This is a genomic window from Cellulosimicrobium sp. XJ-DQ-B-000 (genome assembly GCF_031119065.1).
GTDB lineage: Bacteria > Actinomycetota > Actinomycetes > Actinomycetales > Cellulomonadaceae > Cellulosimicrobium > Cellulosimicrobium funkei.
In genome coordinates this window covers 232627-248769 of record NZ_JAVHYN010000003.1, presented here as the reverse complement: position 1 = coordinate 248769, position 16143 = coordinate 232627, and the positions used below count along the sequence as shown (strand labels likewise).

The window sequence follows — 16143 nt, the reverse complement described above, 5'->3', positions numbered from 1 at the left end:
GGTGCCCGACGCGCTGGACGGCGCCCCGTTCGCCGCGCTCTTCGCCTTCTTCTTCGCGATCGCGTTCGTGCGGACGCAGGCGACCTACTGGATCGCGCGCCTCGTCACGACGTGGACGCTCGACCGCACACGCCCCGTCAAGCCGTGGGTCGCGCGCGTCCACGCCTGGCTGTCCGGACGGTCGGCCGCACGCGGGATCGAGACCGTGCGGCGGTGGGGCGTGCTCGCGGTGCCCGCGTCGTTCCTCGCGACCGGGACGAAGACCGTGATCAACGCCGCCGCGGGCGTCGTGCGCATGCCGTTCGGGCGCTACCTCGCGGCCATGATCCTCGGGTGCGCGGTGCACGCGACGATCTACGCGACCGTCGGGTGGGCGGTGTGGACCGCCGCGTTCGCCGCCGCGACGGGCTCGCCGACGGGCGTCGCGGTGCTCGTCGCGATCGTCGTCGTGGTCGTCGTGGCGGTGGTCCTCATGGCCCGCCGTCGGGCCGCCCGGGCGGGCGCCGACGCCGCGGTCGTGCCGACCGGCGCGCCCGCCGGGGACGTCCCCGCGCTGGACGGGCAGGCGACGCTCCCTCGCGACGAGGACGCGCCGCACACCGACCGATGAGATGACGCGTCCCGGACCGTCCGAACCTCCATGACGACGTTCCTCCTGCTGCCCGGCGCCGGCGGCGACCCCGCGTACTGGGACCTGCTCGTCCCGGAGCTCGACCGGCTCGGCCACCGGCCGGTCGCCGTCGACCTCCCCCAGCACGACGAGGGCCACGACTGGGCGGACCTCACCGACGCCGCGGTGACGACGCTGCGCCGGGCGACGGCCCCCGCCGAGCGGGACGACCTCGTCGTCGTCGCCCAGTCCATGGGCGCGTACGTCGGGCCGCTCGTGTGCGAGCGCGAGGCGGTCCGCCTGCTCGTGCTGCTCAACCCGATGATCCCGCGACCGGGCGAGAGCGGGGGCGACTGGTGGCGGGCGACGGACCACGCCGCGCGTCGTGCCGCCACGGGCCTGGGCCCGTTCGACCCCGTGGACGACTTCTTCCACGACGTGCCGGACCCGGTCGCGGTCGTCGTGCAGCGCAGCGACCGGCAGCCGTCCGAGCGGTCCTTCGCCGAGCCGTGGCCCGCCCGCGCCTGGCCGGCCGTGCCCACGGTCGTGCTGCAGGGCGACGACGACCGCCTCTTCCCGCCGCCGTTCCAACGCGCCGTCGCGCGCGAGCGGCTCGGTGCCGAGGTCGAGACGATGCCGGGCGGCCACCTCGTGGCGCTCAGCCGCCCGGCCGAGCTCGCCGCCCGGCTCGACGCGCTGGCTCGCTGACGGGCCGACCCGACGGGACGCCCGACGGGACGACCGCGCGCCTCAACCGACGCTCGTCGGCTCCTCGGGCGCGCCGACGCAGAACTGGTTGCCCTGCGGGTCGGCCAGCACCGCCCAGCGGTACCCGGGGATGGTGTGCTCCCCGACGAGCGTCGCACCGTCCGCCACGAGCGCCGCGACGTCCGCCTCGCGGTCGGACGTGCCGAGGTCGAGGTGCAGCCGGTTCTTGCCGGGCGTCGGGTCCTCGACGCGCTGGAACCCGAGGACCGGAGCCGTCACCCCCTCGGCGGGCACGACCTCGAGAAACCACCCGTCCGCCTCGTCGACGAGCCGCCCGCCGAGGCGGCGCGCCCACCACTGGGCGAGCGGCCGCGGGTCGGTGGAGTCGACGGTCACCATGCCGATGCTCAGAGTCATGCCGCGCACGCTACCGGCCGCCTCCCACGGCGTCCCGGCGACAAGGCACGCGCTGCTCCGCGCGCGACGTCAGGCCGGGCCGCCCGCCGTCCCGCCCACCGCGTCGACCGCACCGCCGTAGCGGCGGTCGCGGCGCGCGTACTCCTCGACGGCGCGCCACAGCGAGCGGCGGTCCACGTCGGGCCAGGGCTCCGGGAGGAACACGAGCTCCGCGTACGCGGCCTGCCACAGCATGAAGTTCGACGTGCGCTGCTCGCCCGAGCTGCGCAGGAACAGGTCCACGTCCGGCAGGTCGGGCTCGTCGAGGTGCTGCTGGACGGTCCGCTCCGTGACCTTGCGCGGGTCGATCCGCCCGGCGGCGACCTCGCGCGCGATGGCGGCCGCGGCGTCGGCGATCTCGGCGCGCCCCCCGTAGTTGACGCACATCGTGAGCGTGCAGACGTCGTTCTGCTTCGTCTGCTCCTCCGCGACCTCGAGCTCCTTGATCACGGACGCCCAGAGCCGCGGACGACGCCCCGCCCACCGCACGCGCACGCCCCACGAGTCCATCTCGTCGCGGCGACGCCGGATCACGTCGCGGTTGAAGCCCATGAGGAAGCGGACCTCGTCGGGCGAGCGCTTCCAGTTCTCGGTCGAGAACGCGTACGCCGACACGTGCTTGACGCCGATCTCGATGGCGCCCGCGACGACGTCGAGCAGCGCCGCCTCGCCGGCCTCGTGGCCCGCGGTGCGCGGCAGCCCGCGCGCGTTGGCCCAGCGGCCGTTGCCGTCCATGACGACCGCGACGTGGTTCGGCACGAACTGCGCCGGGATCGCCGGGGGCCGCGCACCGCTGGGGTGCGGGAACGGCGGCTGGTACGTGCGCCGCGCCATCAGGCGTCCGCCCCGGCACCGGCGCGCGGGTCCGCGGAGGCGGCGGCCTCGTCGGCGTGCGGGACGGCGGGGACGTGCGGGGCGGGAGAGTCCCGCTCCACCATGCGCAGTGATCGCAACGTTCTCTCCAGGTGGTATTGGCTGTACGCGGCCACGAGGCCGCTCGCTTCCTTGCGGTGCCGGGCGTCCGACGCGTCGGCCGCGTCCCACTCCCCCGCGAGCAGCGCGGCGAGCAGGGCGAAGGTCTGGGGCGCGGGCGCCGTCGAGCCCGGCGGGCGGCAGCGCGAGCACACGGCCCCGCCCTGCGCGACGGCGAACGCGTGGTGCGGGCCCGGCTCGCCGCACCGCGCGCAGTCGACGAACGACGGCGCCCAGCCCGCGACGGCGAGCGCGCGCAGGAGGTAGGAGTCGAGCACGAGCCCCGGCGCGTGCGCGTGCTCCGAGAGCGCCCGCAGCGCGCCCGCGAGCAGCCAGTACTGCTGCACGGCGGGCTCGCGCTCGTCGGCGACGAGGCGCTCCGCGGTCTCGAGCATCGCGGCGCCCGCCGTGTACAGGCCGTAGTCCTCGCAGATCCGGCGCGCGTACGGGCCGATCGTCTCCGCCTGCGTCACCGTGTCCAGCGACCGGCCCGCGTAGAGCTGGACGTCCACGAGCATGAACGGCTCGAGCCGCGCGCCGAACCGGGACGACGTGCGGCGCACGCCCTTGCCGACGGCGCGCACCTTCCCGTGCTCGCGCGTCAGGAGGGTGACGATGCGGTCCGCCTCGCCCAGCTTCTGGGCGCGCAGCACGATCGCGTCGTCTCGGTACAGCACCACGCCCCTATTGTCCGTCACGCCGCCGACACGGCGCGCACCACCCGCCGACGGCGGTCACGCGGGCGCGAGGCACCCGAGGACCGCGCGGACCCGGGCGAGCGTCGTGCCCGCGTCCTCGCCGGACTCGACCTGGCGGGCCGCGGCGAGCACCACGGCATTGACGAGCTCCGCGGAGCGCGCGGCGTCCGGGACGCCGAGCTGCTCCAGGGCCTCGACGAGCGGCACGAGGATCGTCGCGTGCATCGCGGCGCTCTGCTGGGCGAGCGCCTCGCGGCCCGCCTCGGCGCGCAGCGCGGCGACGACGGCGTGCTCGCCCTCGGCCACGAGGAGCAGGTTCTCGCGCGCGTAGGCGACGATCGCGTCCTCCGGGGACGCCGCGGTGGCCACCGCGGCGGTGATGCGCGCGGACCACCGCGGCACGACGTCGGCGACGACCGCGTCGAGCAGCTCCTCCCGCGACCGGAAGTACTGGTAGACGCTCGACCGGGCGAGCCCGGCCCGCGCCGCGACCGCCGCGAGCGTGAGCCCGCTGCCGTCCTCGCGGATGAGGTCGCGCGCGGCGTCGAGCAGGGTCCGGAGCTGCGCCGCGCGGTGCTCGGCCACCGTCGGGGCGGCGATCTTGGGCACGAGGGTCCTCCTTCCCGGAGCGTCTGCGGAGCGCTCCCCCGGGAGCGCGACGGCCCCCGGCCGGACCATCATGCCCGACCGGGGGCGGTCGGGCGGCCCTCCGGGGCCGCCCGCCGACGTCAGCCGGCCACCGCGGGCAGCCCGAGCCGCCCGTCGACCATCTCGACGACCCGGTGGCAGTGCTCGAGCACGTCGTGGTCGTGCGTGACCATGAGCGCCGCGGCGCCGTAGGCCTCGACCTCGCGGGCCAGCAGGCTCACGACCTCGTGGCTGCGGGCCCGGTCGAGCGCCGCCGTCGGCTCGTCGACGAGGAGCAGCGCGGGGCTCGCGACGAGCGCGCGGGCGATCCCCACGCGCTGCCGCTCGCCGCCCGAGAGCTGGTCCGGGCGCCGGTCGGCACGGTGGCTCATGGACACCGAGCCCAGCAGCTCGCGGGGGTCGCGGGCACGGGGGTCGCGCTCGTCGATCCCGGCGACCCGCAGCGCGAGCCGGAGCTGGTCGACGCTCGTGAGCGCCGGGAGGAGGTTGCCGGACTGGAAGACGAAGCCGATGCGCTCGCGCCGCAGCCGGGCCCGCTCGCGGTCGCTCGTCGCGCCGAGGTCGACCCCTTCGAGACGGACGGTCCCGGAGTCCGGCGCCGTGAGCGCACCGGCGACGGCGAGCAGGCTCGACTTGCCGGAGCCCGAGGGCCCGACGACACCGACGAGCTCGCCCGCGGCGACGCTCAGGCTGACCTCGTCGAGCGCGACGACCGTGGTGTCGCCGTCGCCGTGGCGGACGGTGACCCGGTCGATCTCGAGCACGGGCGTGGCGGGGGTGGTGGTGCTCATCGCTGCCCTCCCAGGGCGGTCAGGGGGTCGACGGAGGTGACGCGCGCGACGGCGACGGCCGCTCCGGCCATGCCGAGGACGAAGAGCAGGACGCCGGCCAGCACGAGGTCGGGGGCCTGGAGCGCGAACGGCATCGGCGACGCGCCGAGGCCCGCGCCCGCCGCGACACCGAGGGCGAAGCCCACGCCGATCGAGGCGAGCAGGAGCACGGCGGCCTGGCCGAGGGAGTCGGCGAGCAGGAAGCGGCGCCGTGCCCCCATGGCGCGCATCACGGCGATCTCGTGCCGGCGCTGGATGACCCACACGGTGAAGAACGCCCCGACCACGAGCGCCGAGATGGCGTAGAGGAACACCTGGATGAGCAGGAGGGTCGCGGTCTCGGCCGCGTACCCGGGCGAGGCGTCGAAGGACTCGGTGAGCGTGCGCGTCACCGTGCCCGACGCCGCGTCGGCGGCCTCGCGGTCGAACGACCCGGGATCGGTGCGCAGCGCGACGGCGGTCGCGACGTCCGGCACGTCGGCTCCCGGCTGCTCGGCCCCGGCGAGGAGCTCCTGCCACGTGCCGAGCGGGAGGTAGGCGATGTCGACGTGGCCGAACGTGTGCTGGTCCTCGAGGACGCCCACGACCGTGAGCGTGCGCTCCGGGCGCGCGAGATCCACGGTGTCGCCGATGGCGAGGCCGTCCTCGGCGGCGGTCGCCGAGACGACGATGCCGTCCGCCGCCCCGACGGCGTCGCCCTCCGCCATCGCGGCCGGGGCCACGAACGATCCGGGCTCGACGCCCACGAGGGTGAGGTCGACGGGCGAGCCGTCCTCCTGGTGCGCGTTCGCCAGGAGCAGGCCGTACGGGGCGGCCTCGAGCACGCCCGGCTGCTCGGCCATGGTGCCGACCTGGTCCGTCTCGATGACGGAGCGCGTGAACGCGGCGTCCGTCCCGGTGCCCTCGGCGAAGGCGAAGTCGGTGACGGGCGTGCGCTTGAGGCCGGAGACGCCGTCGTTGACGAGGCCGGCGGACAGCCCGGAGAGGAGGACGACGAGGACCGCGACCAGCGCGACGACACCGCCCATGAGCAGGAAGCGGGTGCGCGCGAAGACGAGCTCGCGCAACGCGAGGAACATGAGAAGCCTTCCAATTTTGTCGACAGTGCGTCGGCATCTTACCAACATGGTGTCGACAAAACGCCGACGGCCCGGACGACGAGGTCGTCCGGGCCGTCGGCGAGATCGGCGGGAGGGCGGTCAGCCCTGGGCACGCTCCGCACGGTTCACGGCGGACACGATGGCCTTGAGCGAGGCGGTCGTGATCGACGGGTCGATCCCCACGCCCCACAGGACGTCGTCGCCCACCTGGCACTCCACGTACGCCGCGGCCGTGGCGTCCCCGCCCTCCGAGAGCGCGTGCTCCGCGTAGTCCAGGACGCGGACGTCGACCCCCACCTGCGCGATCGCGTCGACGAACGCAGCGACCGGGCCGTTGCCCGTGCCCTCGAGCGTCAGCTCCTCGCCGCGGTCGAGGACGTCGACGCTCAGGGTGTCGGGGCCGTCCTCGCTCGACGACGCGCGCGTGGAGCGCAGCTTGAGCCGGCCCCACGGCTCCAGGCCGGAACCGGGCTCGACGGGCAGGTACTCGTCCGAGAAGAGGCGCCAGATGTCCTCGCCCGTGACCTCCGTGCCGTGCGCGTCGGTGTGCTGCTGCACCGACTGCGAGAACTCGATCTGCAGACGGCGCGGCAGGTCGAGGTGGCGCTCCGACTTCAGCAGGTAGGAGATGCCGCCCTTGCCGGACTGCGAGTTGACGCGGATCACGGCCTCGTACGAGCGGCCGACGTCCTTGGGGTCGATCGGCAGGTACGGGACGGCCCACGTGATGTCGTCCACCGTGGCACCCTCCGCCTCCGCACGGACGGCCATCGCGTCGAAGCCCTTCTTGATGGCGTCCTGGTGCGAGCCGGAGAACGCCGTGAAGACCAGGTCGCCCGCGTAGGGGTGCCGCTCGGGGACGCCGAGCTGGTTGCAGTACTCCACCGTGCGGCGCACGTGGTCGATGTCGGAGAAGTCGATCTGCGGGTCCACGCCCTGGCTGAACAGGTTCATGCCCAGCGTGACGAGGCAGACGTTGCCGGTGCGCTCGCCGTTGCCGAACAGGCAGCCCTCGATGCGGTCCGCGCCCGCCTGGTAGCCGAGCTCGGCGGCCGCGACCGCCGTGCCGCGGTCGTTGTGCGGGTGCAGCGACAGCACGACGTTCTCGCGGTGGTGCAGGTGCCGGTTCATCCACTCGATCGAGTCGGCGTAGACGTTCGGCGTCGCCATCTCGACCGTGGCGGGCAGGTTGATGATCACCTTGCGGTCGGGGCGAGGCTCGAAGACCTCGAGCACCTCGTTGCAGATGCGGGCCGCGAACTCGAGCTCCGTGCCGGTGTACGACTCGGGCGAGTACTCGTAGTAGACCGTCGTCTCCGGGACGGTCTCCTCGAACTTCTTGCACAGCCGCGCGCCGTCGACGGCGATCGCGATGATGCCGTCCTCGTCCGAGCGGAACACGACCTCGCGCTGCAGGACGGACGTCGAGTTGTAGAGGTGCACGATCGCCTGCTTCGCGCCCTTGATCGCCTCGTACGTGCGAGCGATGAGGTGCTCGCGGGACTGCGTGAGGACCTGGATGACGACGTCGTCCGGGATGCGGTCCTCCTCGATGAGCATCCGCACGAAGTCGAAGTCGGTCTGCGAGGCCGAGGGGAAGCCGACCTCGATCTCCTTGTAGCCCATCGCGACGAGCAGCTCGAACATGCGCAGCTTGCGCTCCGCGTTCATGGGCTCGATGAGGGCCTGGTTCCCGTCGCGCAGGTCGACGGCGCACCAGCGGGGCGCGGTCTCGATGCGCTTGTCCGGCCACGTGCGGTCGGGCAGGGAGACGTCGATCTGCCGGTGGAACGGCAGGTACTTGTGGATCGGCATGCCCGACGGCTGCTGCGGGTTCGGGTCCGCGGCGGTGGGCGTCGAGGTGGGGGCGGAGGCATTCATCGTCGGTCCTTCGGGGTCGTCCTGATCGGTGTCAGCCGGCACACCAACCACCGCGACGAGGAACCGGCTACAGGGCCTCGCCGCGGCAACGAAGGAGGAGCTGCCGCATCAGGTGCACGACGCCACTGTACTCCTCCGCCGTCCGCGCGCCCGGGACGTCCGCTCCTCGGGCACGGCGTGGGTGCGCCCGGCCGGCCCTCGCGCGGAGGGCCGACCGGGCGCCGGGGTGCGTCAGCCGCGTCGCGAGCGCAGCGCCGCGTCGACCGCAGGGTCACCGAGGTTGCCGAGCCACTCGAGCAGCGCCGGGTACGTCGACGGGTTCGCCGCGACCTGGGGCCGCAGGTGCGGCGCGTCCTGGACGATCTGCGCCAGGACCTCGAGCGGCGTGCCCGGGTCGAGCGCCTGGGCCGCGGTGAAGCCCGCCGGCTGGGCCGGCGGGGCGTACGACGGCTGCTGCGCCGCGGGCTGCTGGGCGTACCCCTGCTGGCCGTAGCCCTGCGGGTCGTACCCCTGCGGCGCGTAGCTCTGCTGCCCCGGCCCGGAGGACGCGTAGCCCTGCTGCTGGCCGTATCCCTGCTGGGGGTACCCCTGGCCGGGCTGCTGGGCGGTCGGCTGCGGGCCGGTGCCCGGCTGCTCCTCCTGGTAGGCGGGCAGGACCGCCGTCGACGGGCCCTCGTCGGGCGTGAGGCCGGGACGCGCGGCGTACCCGCTGCGCTCCGGCTCCGCCGGCTGGACCGGGAGCACCTCGGTCGCGTCGGACCCGGCGGCGAACCGCCGGTCCGCCGCCTGCTGCGTCGGGACGGGACCCGTGTGCCCGGCCGGCGGGTAGGCGCCCGTCGGTCCGGTGGCCGGGTAGGCGCCCGTCGGTCCCATGGCCGGGTAGGCGCCCGTGCCCGGGTAGGCACCCGAGTGCTCGGTCGTCGGGTGCGCGCCGGTCGGCGGGCCCGCCGGGGCAGGCGCGGGCCGGGCCGGCTTGGGCGGCTTCGGCGCGGGCGGCTCCCACACGTAGGCGCGTGCCGCCTCCGCCCCGGTGGCCGCGGGCACGGGGCGGTGCTCGGCGAAGTACGCACGGACCTCGCGCGGGACGGTGAGCGCCCCGACGACGAGCAGCGGGAGGCCGAAGGCGAGCAGCACGTGCTCCACGCCGCCGCCGAGCACGACGCGGTTCGACGTCACGACGAGCAGCACGATGCCGAGCAGCGCCACGACGCCGGCGCCACCGAGCGCGAGCGGGCGCCCGGTGGCGGCGTCGCGAGCGAGCGAGCGGCGCGCGACGAACGCGACGGCGGCCGCGAGGACACCGACGATCACGGCGAGGACGACCGGGACGCCGCGTGCGCCGTCGGCCAGGGTGAGCACGGCGCTCACGGCGACGTAGCCCGCGACGACGAGCACGAGGTCGAGGGCGTTGACGGCCACGCGCACCCAGGTGGTCACCGGGTCCGCGGCGGCCATCGCGCGGTGCACGGCGGGCGCCGCGGCGACGGCCGCGAGCGCCGGGACGAGCACGAGCCCGAACCGGCCGCCGTGCGTGCTCTCGATCGTCACGAGCCCGTTGTTGCCCGAGCCGAGGACGAACCCGACGGCGAGCATGACGCCCAGCCCGACGAGCGTGAGGCGCGCGGCCTCGGACCGGCGCCACGTGCCGTACGTCGGCAGCCCGGCGAGCGCGAGGACGAACACCGCGGCCACGATCACCAGCAGCACGAACAGGGCGCCGCCGAGGCGCGTGCCGGTGGCGGTGAGGATCACCGTGAGCAGCACGGTGAGGGCGAGGAGCGCCGCGAGCGCGAGGAGCGCCTGGAGCCACCGGTCGGTGACCGCGCGGTCCTGGTCCTGCGGCCCGAGCTCGCTCTCGCGCGGCTGCGCCGCGAGGAGCGCGCCGGCGAGGCCGAGCGCGGCGGCGGAGCCGACCCCGCCCCACCCGTCGGCGAGGTCGCCGCCGCCCACGACGTCGACCACGAGGTAGACGAGCACGAGCAGCACGTACGGCGCGTTGGCCAGCAGACGGACCGTGCGCGTGGTGTGCACGGTCCAGGTCGTCGGGAGCACGCCCGTGCGCGCGAGGTACGGCAGCGCGAGCGTCAGCAGCGAGAGGATCGTCAGCAGGACGACCTCGATCTTGTCCGACGCGCGGCTCGACACGTCCCACGGCAGCGCGAGGGAGACGAGGAGCAGCAGCGCGGCGACGCCGTCGCGCACGTAGTCGCTCACCGGGATCCCGGCGAAGGGCGACGCGGTGGCGGTCGCCGTCGAGGCCCCGCCGGTCTCGCGCGCGGAGCCCGTGTCCTTCTCCGTGCCCGTGTCCGCGGCTCCCGCCGCGTCCGGGTCCGACCCTGCCGAGCCCGTCGCACCGTCCGGTGCGCGCTCGGCCGTGGAGTCCCCGTCACCCGCCGTGACGCCCTGGGGCGCCCGGGTCGGCCCGGTGCCCGCAGCACCGGGCTGCGGGTCCTCGGCCGGCTCTGTCTGGTTGGTCATCGTGCACTCCCTACGCTGTCGCGCGGTGCCGGTCGCACGCACGCCGGGCCGAGGGGCCCCGACCGTTTCTACCGGTTCATCACGTGCGGCTCAAGCGCCCACGCGCGGCGCCGTGCTCCCGGGGCGGATCAGGCCGCCCGCCGAGGAAAGGCCACGAGCGCGGCCGAGCCGACGTCCCAATATGTGAGCACCCCTGCGAAACGAGGTCCGCGGGCGCCAGCATGAGGACTCCATGGCCGCCGACGAGGGCGACCACATCCCCGGGGGGCAGACATGGTGCTGCAGAAGAGTCTGAGGAAGTCGTGGGCGAGCATCGGGGCCGCGGGCGTCCTGGTGCTGGGGGGCCTGGTGGCCCTCCCTCCGACGGCGACTGCGGCGACCGGCACGATCACCGTGCGGGCGAGCACGGCGACGTGCCAGTACAAGGCGCTGAAGCCGAGCGGTGGCGCGACCGCGCAGAACAGCAGCTGCTACCGCGTCTCCGCCCGGGTGCAGTACCGGTCCGCCGGCGGCACCGCGTACTGGACGAACCGACAGGTCTCGACGAGCAACGTGACCGTCTACGCACCGAGCGGCACCACGTACGCCTCCGGCAGGACGGGCGGTTCCATCATGTCCGGGAGCGCGGAGCTCGGCTTCTACGAGCAGACGGTGTAGAGCAGTGCGCACGTCGATGCTCCGGCGCCCAGGAACGACCGTCCGGACCGGTCGGCAGGCTGCGAGGACGCTCGAAGGTCCACGGACCAGGCAGCACCTCGGTGTCGCCGTAGCGGGCCTCGCGCTGGCACTGGCGGGGTGCTCCTCCGGCGCGGACCCGGCGCCGGACGTGGCCGACCGGTGGCGCACGGAGATCGACGCGCTCCTCGCCGACGACGTCAGCGCGCTGGAGCGGCAGGTGCTCGCCGACTACGAGATCACCGACGCAGAGCTCGCCGAGGCGCGGGACGCCTACGCGCGCTGCATGTCTGACCGCGGCCTGGAGGCGGACTTCGGCGACGGCGACGGGTTCTCCTACGGCGCGACGCAGGAGTCCCAGGACGCCTTCCGTAGCGCCTCGGCAGACCCCGAGGCCGCGCTGGACCAGATTCCTACGATCGCCGACGCGTGCGCGGACGGGACGATCTGGGACATCGGCCTGTACTACCGCGAGATGCGGAGCAACCCCGAGGGCAGGTCCTTGCTGGAGCTGTGGCGCGAGTGCCTGGAGTCGGCCGGGGTCGACGAGATCCATGACCTCACGGACCAGGAGCTGCAGGAGCTCGTCGACGACGAGTCCTACGTCCCTCCGCCTGAGGTCGGGACGTGCGTGTCATAGCCGTCGAGGAGCGCGAACGGGAGACGAGGGTGCCGTGAAGCGAGCCGCTCTCGCTCCCCCGCGCAGGACCGCGTGGGCCACGTCCACCCTGACGGCGCTGGTGCTCGTCACGGGCGGGGCGATCGCCGGGGTCCTCGTCGTCCCCGAGCGCACCCCCGCCTCGCTGCGGGGCCCTGCCACGGCTGAAGCGTCCGTCGCCGTCGTGACGCAGGAGTTCGACGACGCCCGTCAGGTCCCGGTCACCCCGCAGCTCACCCCGAGCACGACGCTGACGCTCGGCGACTCGGGGCGGCTGCGACGCAGCGCGTGCGCGCCGGGTGCGACGATCGCGTCAGGCAGCTCGCCTGCGACGATCGACGACCGCCCCGTCCTCGCGCTGGCCACCGACGTCCCGCTGTGGCGGGACCTCGCGCCGGACTCGAAGGGCGACGACGTGGCGAGCCTCCAGCGCGAGCTGGCCCGGCTCGGCTTCGACGTCGAGCCGGACGGCGAGTACGGCGCGGCGACGAAGGCCTCCGTGTCCGCGCTGCAGAGAGACGTGCTCGGTCTTGCGCGGCCGCCCGGAGCGCTCGCGGTCGCCTCCGTCCTGTGGCTGCCGGCGCCCTCGGTGACCGTCACGACGTGCGAGGCACAGGTCGGCCAGCCGTTCGCCGGCACCGGGCTGGCGACCGTCGCGGGCGTCCTCGAGTCCGTGCGCATCGACGCCGTGCCGCAGGACGCGACGCCGGGCGACCGCGTCGTGCGGCTCGCCGGGTCCCAGACCACGGCCGCGGTCGGAGACGACGGCGTGGTCCGGGACAGGTCGTTCCTCGACGCCGTCCACGACGACGCGGCGTTCCGCTTCTCGCAGAGCGAGGGAGCCACGGAGCCGATGACCCTCGACTACGTGCTGGCGCAGCCGCTCCAGGTCTCCACGGTGGCGCCCGGGGCCCTGTACGGCCTCTCGGGCGGCACGGCCTGCGTCGTGGCCGACGGGAGACCGCGCCCGGTGACCGTCGTGGCCTCTTCGCTCGGCCAGACCTTCGTCACGTTCGACGACGGGAGCACCCCTGCCCGCGTCGCGCTCACGCCGCCGACCGGCAGCCGGGACTGCCGGTGACCCGAGCAGTCCGTGCGCGGGGTCTCGCCCACGCGTTCGCCGGTACCGGCGACCTGTTCTCCGGCCTGGACCTGGACCTGGACCCGGGCGAGGTGGTCGCGCTGGTCGGGCCGTCGGGCTCGGGCAAGTCGACCCTGCTCAGCATCCTGGCCGGCTGGGTGACGCCGTCCGCGGGCACGGTGGAGCGGGAGGGGATAGAACACGTCGGGTGGGTCTTCCAGAACCCCCACGGCGTGCCGCGGCGCTCCGCCCTGGACCACGTCGTCCTGCCCCTTCTCGCACGGGGGCTGCGGCGCCGCGAGGCCGAGCCGCGAGCGAGCGCCATCCTCGATCGTTTCGGGCTTTCCGCCACCGCGGACCGTCCGTTCCGCGCGTTGTCAGGCGGAGAGGCACAACGGCTGATGCTCGCGCGCGCGGTCGCGCTCGCCCCGGACCTGCTGCTCGTCGACGAGCCCACGGCCCAGCTCGACCTGCGCACCGCCGGCACGGTGAACGCCGTCCTCGCCGGGGTGGCGCAGCAGCACTCGATCGTCGTGGTCGCCACCCACGACCCTCGAACGCGCGACGCGTGCACCCGCGTCGTCGACCTCACCCGGGCCCGAGCGACGAGGACCTCGTGATGCGGCCCCGGTCGGTCGCGTCCGAGGCCGCACGCAACCTCCGCTCGGGCACCACCCGCGCCCTCCTGCTTGCCGTGGCGTTCGTCCTCCTGGTGGGGACCCTCGCTGCGCTCGACACCCGTGCCGTCGTCGACGTGCTGCGCGGTGCCGCCGACTTCCGGGCGTCGGGGGCAGCGATCGCGACGCTCGCTGCGCCGGGACGCGTGGACGGTGGTCGGTGCGAGGCCTTCGGCGACGTCCCCGGCATCACCGCCGGGGCCTACCGCGCCGGCGAGCCTCTGCGGGCGCTCAGCCTGCCCTCCTCGCGGCTCAGCGTCTTCGACGTGACTCCGGGTCTGCTCGACGTGCTCACCGGGACGACGACGCCCGCGCGCACGAGCGGCGTCTGGCTGTCCGCAGAGCTCGCTGAGACCCTCGGCGTGGTGGCGGGAGACCGGCTCGCCACGTCGTCGGGCGACGCGACGGTGGCCGGCATCTATGCCTACCCCGACGACGGGCGCGATCGCGCGCTCGCCTACGCCGTGCTGACGCCGGTCCCCCCGGCAGGGACGTTCGACATCTGCTGGGCCGAGGCCTGGCCCGTCGACGCCGGGTCGAGCGCGCTGCTCCCGACGGCCCTCCTCCCGGCGACGGACCCCACCGAGGCCACGCTGGGCCAGCTGAACACCCGGCTGGGCGCGGAGCACGACGCGCTCGACCTGCTGGCGCACCGGCTGACACGTCACGCGCCGGTCGCAGCGCTGCTCACAGGGTTCGTGCTCGGAGCGGCCTCGGTCCGCGCGCGGCGGCTCGAGCTGGCGGCCGCGCTGCACGCGCGGGTCCCCCGGCCCGCGCTCGCCTGGCAGGTGCTCCTGGAGGTCCTCGCCTGGACGCTCGCCGGTGCGCTGATCGCCGGCGCATGCCTGCTCTGGATCTCCCGGTGGGGCAACCCCGACCCCGGAGCGGAGGCGTGGTGGACGGGGTTGCGCGTGGTCGCCGTGGGCACGGGAGGCGCGCTCCTCGGCGCGCTGCTCGGCGTCCTCGGAACCCGCGAGCGCTCGCTGTTCCGCTACTTCAAGGATCGCTGAGACGCCGCTCAGGACACGGCCGTCAGCCCGCCGGTCCCGAGGAGGAAGAGCCGGCCCTCGACCGCGAGCACGTCGTAGGTGCCCTCGGGCAGCGTCCAGCGCCACTCGACCGCCCCGTCGTCGAGCGCGATCGACACGAGCCCTGGCTGGCGGCGCTGCCGCTCCGTGACGAACAGCGACCGGCCGTCGGTGAGCACCGGCCCGGGGCCGCCGTCCTCGAGCGTGACGGCCCACGCCTCCTCGCCCGTGCGGGCGTCGACGCTGCGGTAGGCCGAGTCCGTCTGGACGACGACGCGGCCGTCGACCCGCGCGACGGCGCGCATGCCCGTGCCCGGCAACGACCACAGCTCCGAGCCGGTCGCGGCGTCCACGCCCACGATGCTGCCGAAGGTGTTCGTGACGATGACGCCCGGCGCGGACCCGTCCGACAGGGGCGCCTCGAGCACGCGGCCGGAGATCCGGAACGCGGGCTCGCCCGCGGCCGTGAACACCGTGGCGGTGCCGCGGCCGTACTCGTTGCCGACGTAGCGCCCGTCCTGGAGCCGGACGATGGTCCACACGTCGTCCTCGACGAGCGAGAGACCGTCCTCCGTGAGCGCCGCCGCGACGCCCGGCGCGAGGACGTCGACGACGCCGCGGCGCACGTCGAGCACGACGTCGCCGCCGCTCCCGAGGCCGTCGTGCGCGAGCGTGCGCTCCCACCGCACCTCGCCGGTCGCAGCGTCCTCGCGCACCACCGCGACCTCGTCGCCGCGCCACCACGCCCGCACGACGTCCGTCGCGCCGACCGGCACGACGGACAGCCGCCCCGCCGTCGCGGCCGTGCGCTCCCCCACGACCTCGCCGGTCGTCGCGCGCACGGTGGTGAGCCGGGCCGCCTGCTCGCGCCACCCCGTCGGCACCGCGCACACCACCACCTCGCGCGCGGGCTCGCCCGAGGCCGGCAGGCACGTGGCACGGTCGCCGAGACGCTCGGACCGCCAGAGGACCGAGCCGTCCGCGACGGAGTACGCCGTGAGCGACCCGTCGACGGTCACGACGGCACCGACCGCGGGGACCACCTCGGTGCCGGGCTCGACGGGGACCGACCAGCGCGGCTCGGGCGGGTCCTCGAGCGGCCGCAGCCCCCCGGCGAGCGCTGTGACGTCGACGGGCCGCGCGTCCTCCATCGACGCGGTGAAGGCGACGGAGCCGGCGAACGCGACGGCGACCGCGAGCGCCACCCACGGGACGGGGTGCAGGAACCAGCGGCGCCCGGGCGCACGCACCTGCGGGGACTCGCCGCCCCCGGCGGACCCGGACGGCCGGGGCGCGCCGGACCGCGCGGGGCCGGGCATGTCGGGGGCCGTGGGCGGGCGCTCGTCCTGCGGGCGCGACAGGGGCAGCACGTCGCGGGCCGCTCGGTCGTGGTGCCCGCTCCGCGTGGCGGGCGGACCGTCCTCGTCCCGGGGTCGCGGCCCGTCGGGCGGACGGCGGACGGGCGCCTCGGCAGGACCCGCGAGCGCGGCGTCGAGGGCGGCGTCGAACCGGTCGTCGGACCGCAGCTCGGGCGGCAGGAGCTCGAGGCCGCCGACCGCCGTCCCGGCACCCTCCGTCGTCGGCTCGTGGGTGACGTGCCCGGCACGAGCCGCCCGGTCCTGCGCGAGCCGACGGCGCCTCAC

At 75.2% G+C, this 16143-nt stretch carries 16 protein-coding genes; 7 read left to right on the top strand and 9 right to left on the bottom strand.

Annotated features, from left to right (window positions below; translation table 11 throughout):
• The first annotated feature begins 1 nt into the window (after position 1).
• The gene (locus tag RDI86_RS07260) at positions 2–610 is read left to right on the top strand and encodes a DedA family protein (RefSeq protein ID WP_076405531.1); all 609 of its coding nucleotides are present in this window, start codon (positions 2–4) and stop codon (positions 608–610) included.
• A gap of 30 nt (positions 611–640) precedes the next feature.
• A complete protein-coding gene (locus RDI86_RS07255) occupies positions 641–1318 on the top strand; it encodes an alpha/beta hydrolase (protein WP_308821043.1) in 678 nt (225 codons plus the stop codon).
• 42 nt (positions 1319–1360) lie between these two features.
• On the opposite strand, the gene RDI86_RS07250 is transcribed toward RDI86_RS07255, so the two are convergent.
• The 8 genes from RDI86_RS07250 to RDI86_RS07215 all read right to left on the bottom strand — a co-directional run bounded on the left by RDI86_RS07250 (position 1361) and on the right by RDI86_RS07215 (position 10381).
• On the bottom strand, positions 1361–1735 hold the full coding sequence (locus tag RDI86_RS07250; protein ID WP_043651741.1) for a VOC family protein: 375 nt from the start codon (positions 1733–1735) through the stop codon (positions 1361–1363).
• Between the two features lie 69 nt (positions 1736–1804).
• Positions 1805–2608: an isoprenyl transferase gene (locus RDI86_RS07245; protein ID WP_061266733.1), complete on the bottom strand. Its 804-nt coding sequence runs from the start codon at positions 2606–2608 to the stop codon at positions 1805–1807.
• Positions 2608–3426, bottom strand: coding sequence for a DNA repair protein RecO (gene recO, locus RDI86_RS07240; protein WP_308821042.1), 819 nt, complete (start codon positions 3424–3426; stop codon positions 2608–2610). The genes RDI86_RS07245 and recO overlap by 1 nt, the downstream gene beginning before the upstream one ends.
• Before the next feature lie 54 nt (positions 3427–3480).
• Complete coding sequence (locus RDI86_RS07235) at positions 3481–4053, bottom strand: TetR/AcrR family transcriptional regulator (protein ID WP_009862740.1); 573 nt, start codon at positions 4051–4053, stop codon at positions 3481–3483.
• A 119-nt stretch (positions 4054–4172) separates the two neighbouring features.
• Positions 4173–4883 carry an ABC transporter ATP-binding protein gene (locus tag RDI86_RS07230; protein ID WP_076405535.1) on the bottom strand — a complete coding sequence of 237 codons (711 nt, stop codon included), beginning with the start codon at positions 4881–4883 and terminating at the stop codon, positions 4173–4175.
• The gene (locus RDI86_RS07225) at positions 4880–6001 is read right to left on the bottom strand and encodes an FtsX-like permease family protein (RefSeq protein ID WP_308821041.1); all 1122 of its coding nucleotides are present in this window, start codon (positions 5999–6001) and stop codon (positions 4880–4882) included. Before RDI86_RS07225 ends, RDI86_RS07230 begins: the two co-directional genes overlap by 4 nt.
• 120 nt (positions 6002–6121) lie before the next feature.
• Positions 6122–7903, bottom strand: coding sequence for a 2-isopropylmalate synthase (gene leuA, locus RDI86_RS07220; protein WP_043651760.1), 1782 nt, complete (start codon positions 7901–7903; stop codon positions 6122–6124).
• Positions 7904–8134: 231 nt separating this feature from the next.
• A complete protein-coding gene (locus tag RDI86_RS07215; protein ID WP_308821040.1) occupies positions 8135–10381 on the bottom strand; it encodes a hypothetical protein in 2247 nt (748 codons plus the stop codon).
• 276 nt (positions 10382–10657) lie between these two features.
• Between RDI86_RS07215 and RDI86_RS07210 the strand changes: the two genes are divergently transcribed.
• From RDI86_RS07210 to RDI86_RS07190, 5 genes are all read left to right on the top strand, one after another.
• Positions 10658–11038 carry a hypothetical protein gene (locus RDI86_RS07210; protein ID WP_308821039.1) on the top strand — a complete coding sequence of 127 codons (381 nt, stop codon included), beginning with the start codon at positions 10658–10660 and terminating at the stop codon, positions 11036–11038.
• Positions 11039–11207: 169 nt separating this feature from the next.
• Positions 11208–11696, top strand: a complete 489-nt coding sequence (locus tag RDI86_RS07205) for a hypothetical protein (RefSeq protein ID WP_128957480.1) — start codon at positions 11208–11210, stop codon at positions 11694–11696.
• Positions 11697–11730: 34 nt separating this feature from the next.
• The gene (locus RDI86_RS07200) at positions 11731–12795 is read left to right on the top strand and encodes a peptidoglycan-binding protein (RefSeq protein WP_170963182.1); all 1065 of its coding nucleotides are present in this window, start codon (positions 11731–11733) and stop codon (positions 12793–12795) included.
• A complete protein-coding gene (locus RDI86_RS07195) occupies positions 12792–13415 on the top strand; it encodes an ABC transporter ATP-binding protein (RefSeq protein WP_251176164.1) in 624 nt (207 codons plus the stop codon). Before RDI86_RS07200 ends, RDI86_RS07195 begins: the two co-directional genes overlap by 4 nt.
• The gene (locus RDI86_RS07190) at positions 13415–14482 is read left to right on the top strand and encodes a hypothetical protein (RefSeq protein ID WP_308821038.1); all 1068 of its coding nucleotides are present in this window, start codon (positions 13415–13417) and stop codon (positions 14480–14482) included. Before RDI86_RS07195 ends, RDI86_RS07190 begins: the two co-directional genes overlap by 1 nt.
• An 8-nt stretch (positions 14483–14490) precedes the next feature.
• Here the strand turns inward: RDI86_RS07190 and RDI86_RS07185 are convergent, their stop codons facing one another.
• Positions 14491–16143: a PQQ-binding-like beta-propeller repeat protein gene (locus RDI86_RS07185; protein ID WP_308821037.1), complete on the bottom strand. Its 1653-nt coding sequence runs from the start codon at positions 16141–16143 to the stop codon at positions 14491–14493.

Bases quoted from the DNA above. Each gene is read 5' to 3' on its own strand.
- RDI86_RS07215 (WP_308821040.1), bottom strand. From the start codon at position 10,381: ATGACCAACCAGACAGAGCCGGCCGAGGACCCGCAGCCCGGTGCTGCG.
- RDI86_RS07230 (WP_076405535.1), bottom strand. From the start codon at position 4,883: ATGAGCACCACCACCCCCGCCACGCCCGTGCTCGAGATCGACCGGGTC.
- RDI86_RS07255 (WP_308821043.1), top strand. From the start codon at position 641: ATGACGACGTTCCTCCTGCTGCCCGGCGCCGGCGGCGACCCCGCGTAC.
- RDI86_RS07190 (WP_308821038.1), top strand. From the start codon at position 13,415: ATGCGGCCCCGGTCGGTCGCGTCCGAGGCCGCACGCAACCTCCGCTCG.
- RDI86_RS07250 (WP_043651741.1), bottom strand. From the start codon at position 1,735: ATGACTCTGAGCATCGGCATGGTGACCGTCGACTCCACCGACCCGCGG.
- RDI86_RS07245 (WP_061266733.1), bottom strand. From the start codon at position 2,608: ATGGCGCGGCGCACGTACCAGCCGCCGTTCCCGCACCCCAGCGGTGCG.
- RDI86_RS07225 (WP_308821041.1), bottom strand. From the start codon at position 6,001: ATGTTCCTCGCGTTGCGCGAGCTCGTCTTCGCGCGCACCCGCTTCCTG.
- leuA (WP_043651760.1), bottom strand. From the start codon at position 7,903: ATGAATGCCTCCGCCCCCACCTCGACGCCCACCGCCGCGGACCCGAAC.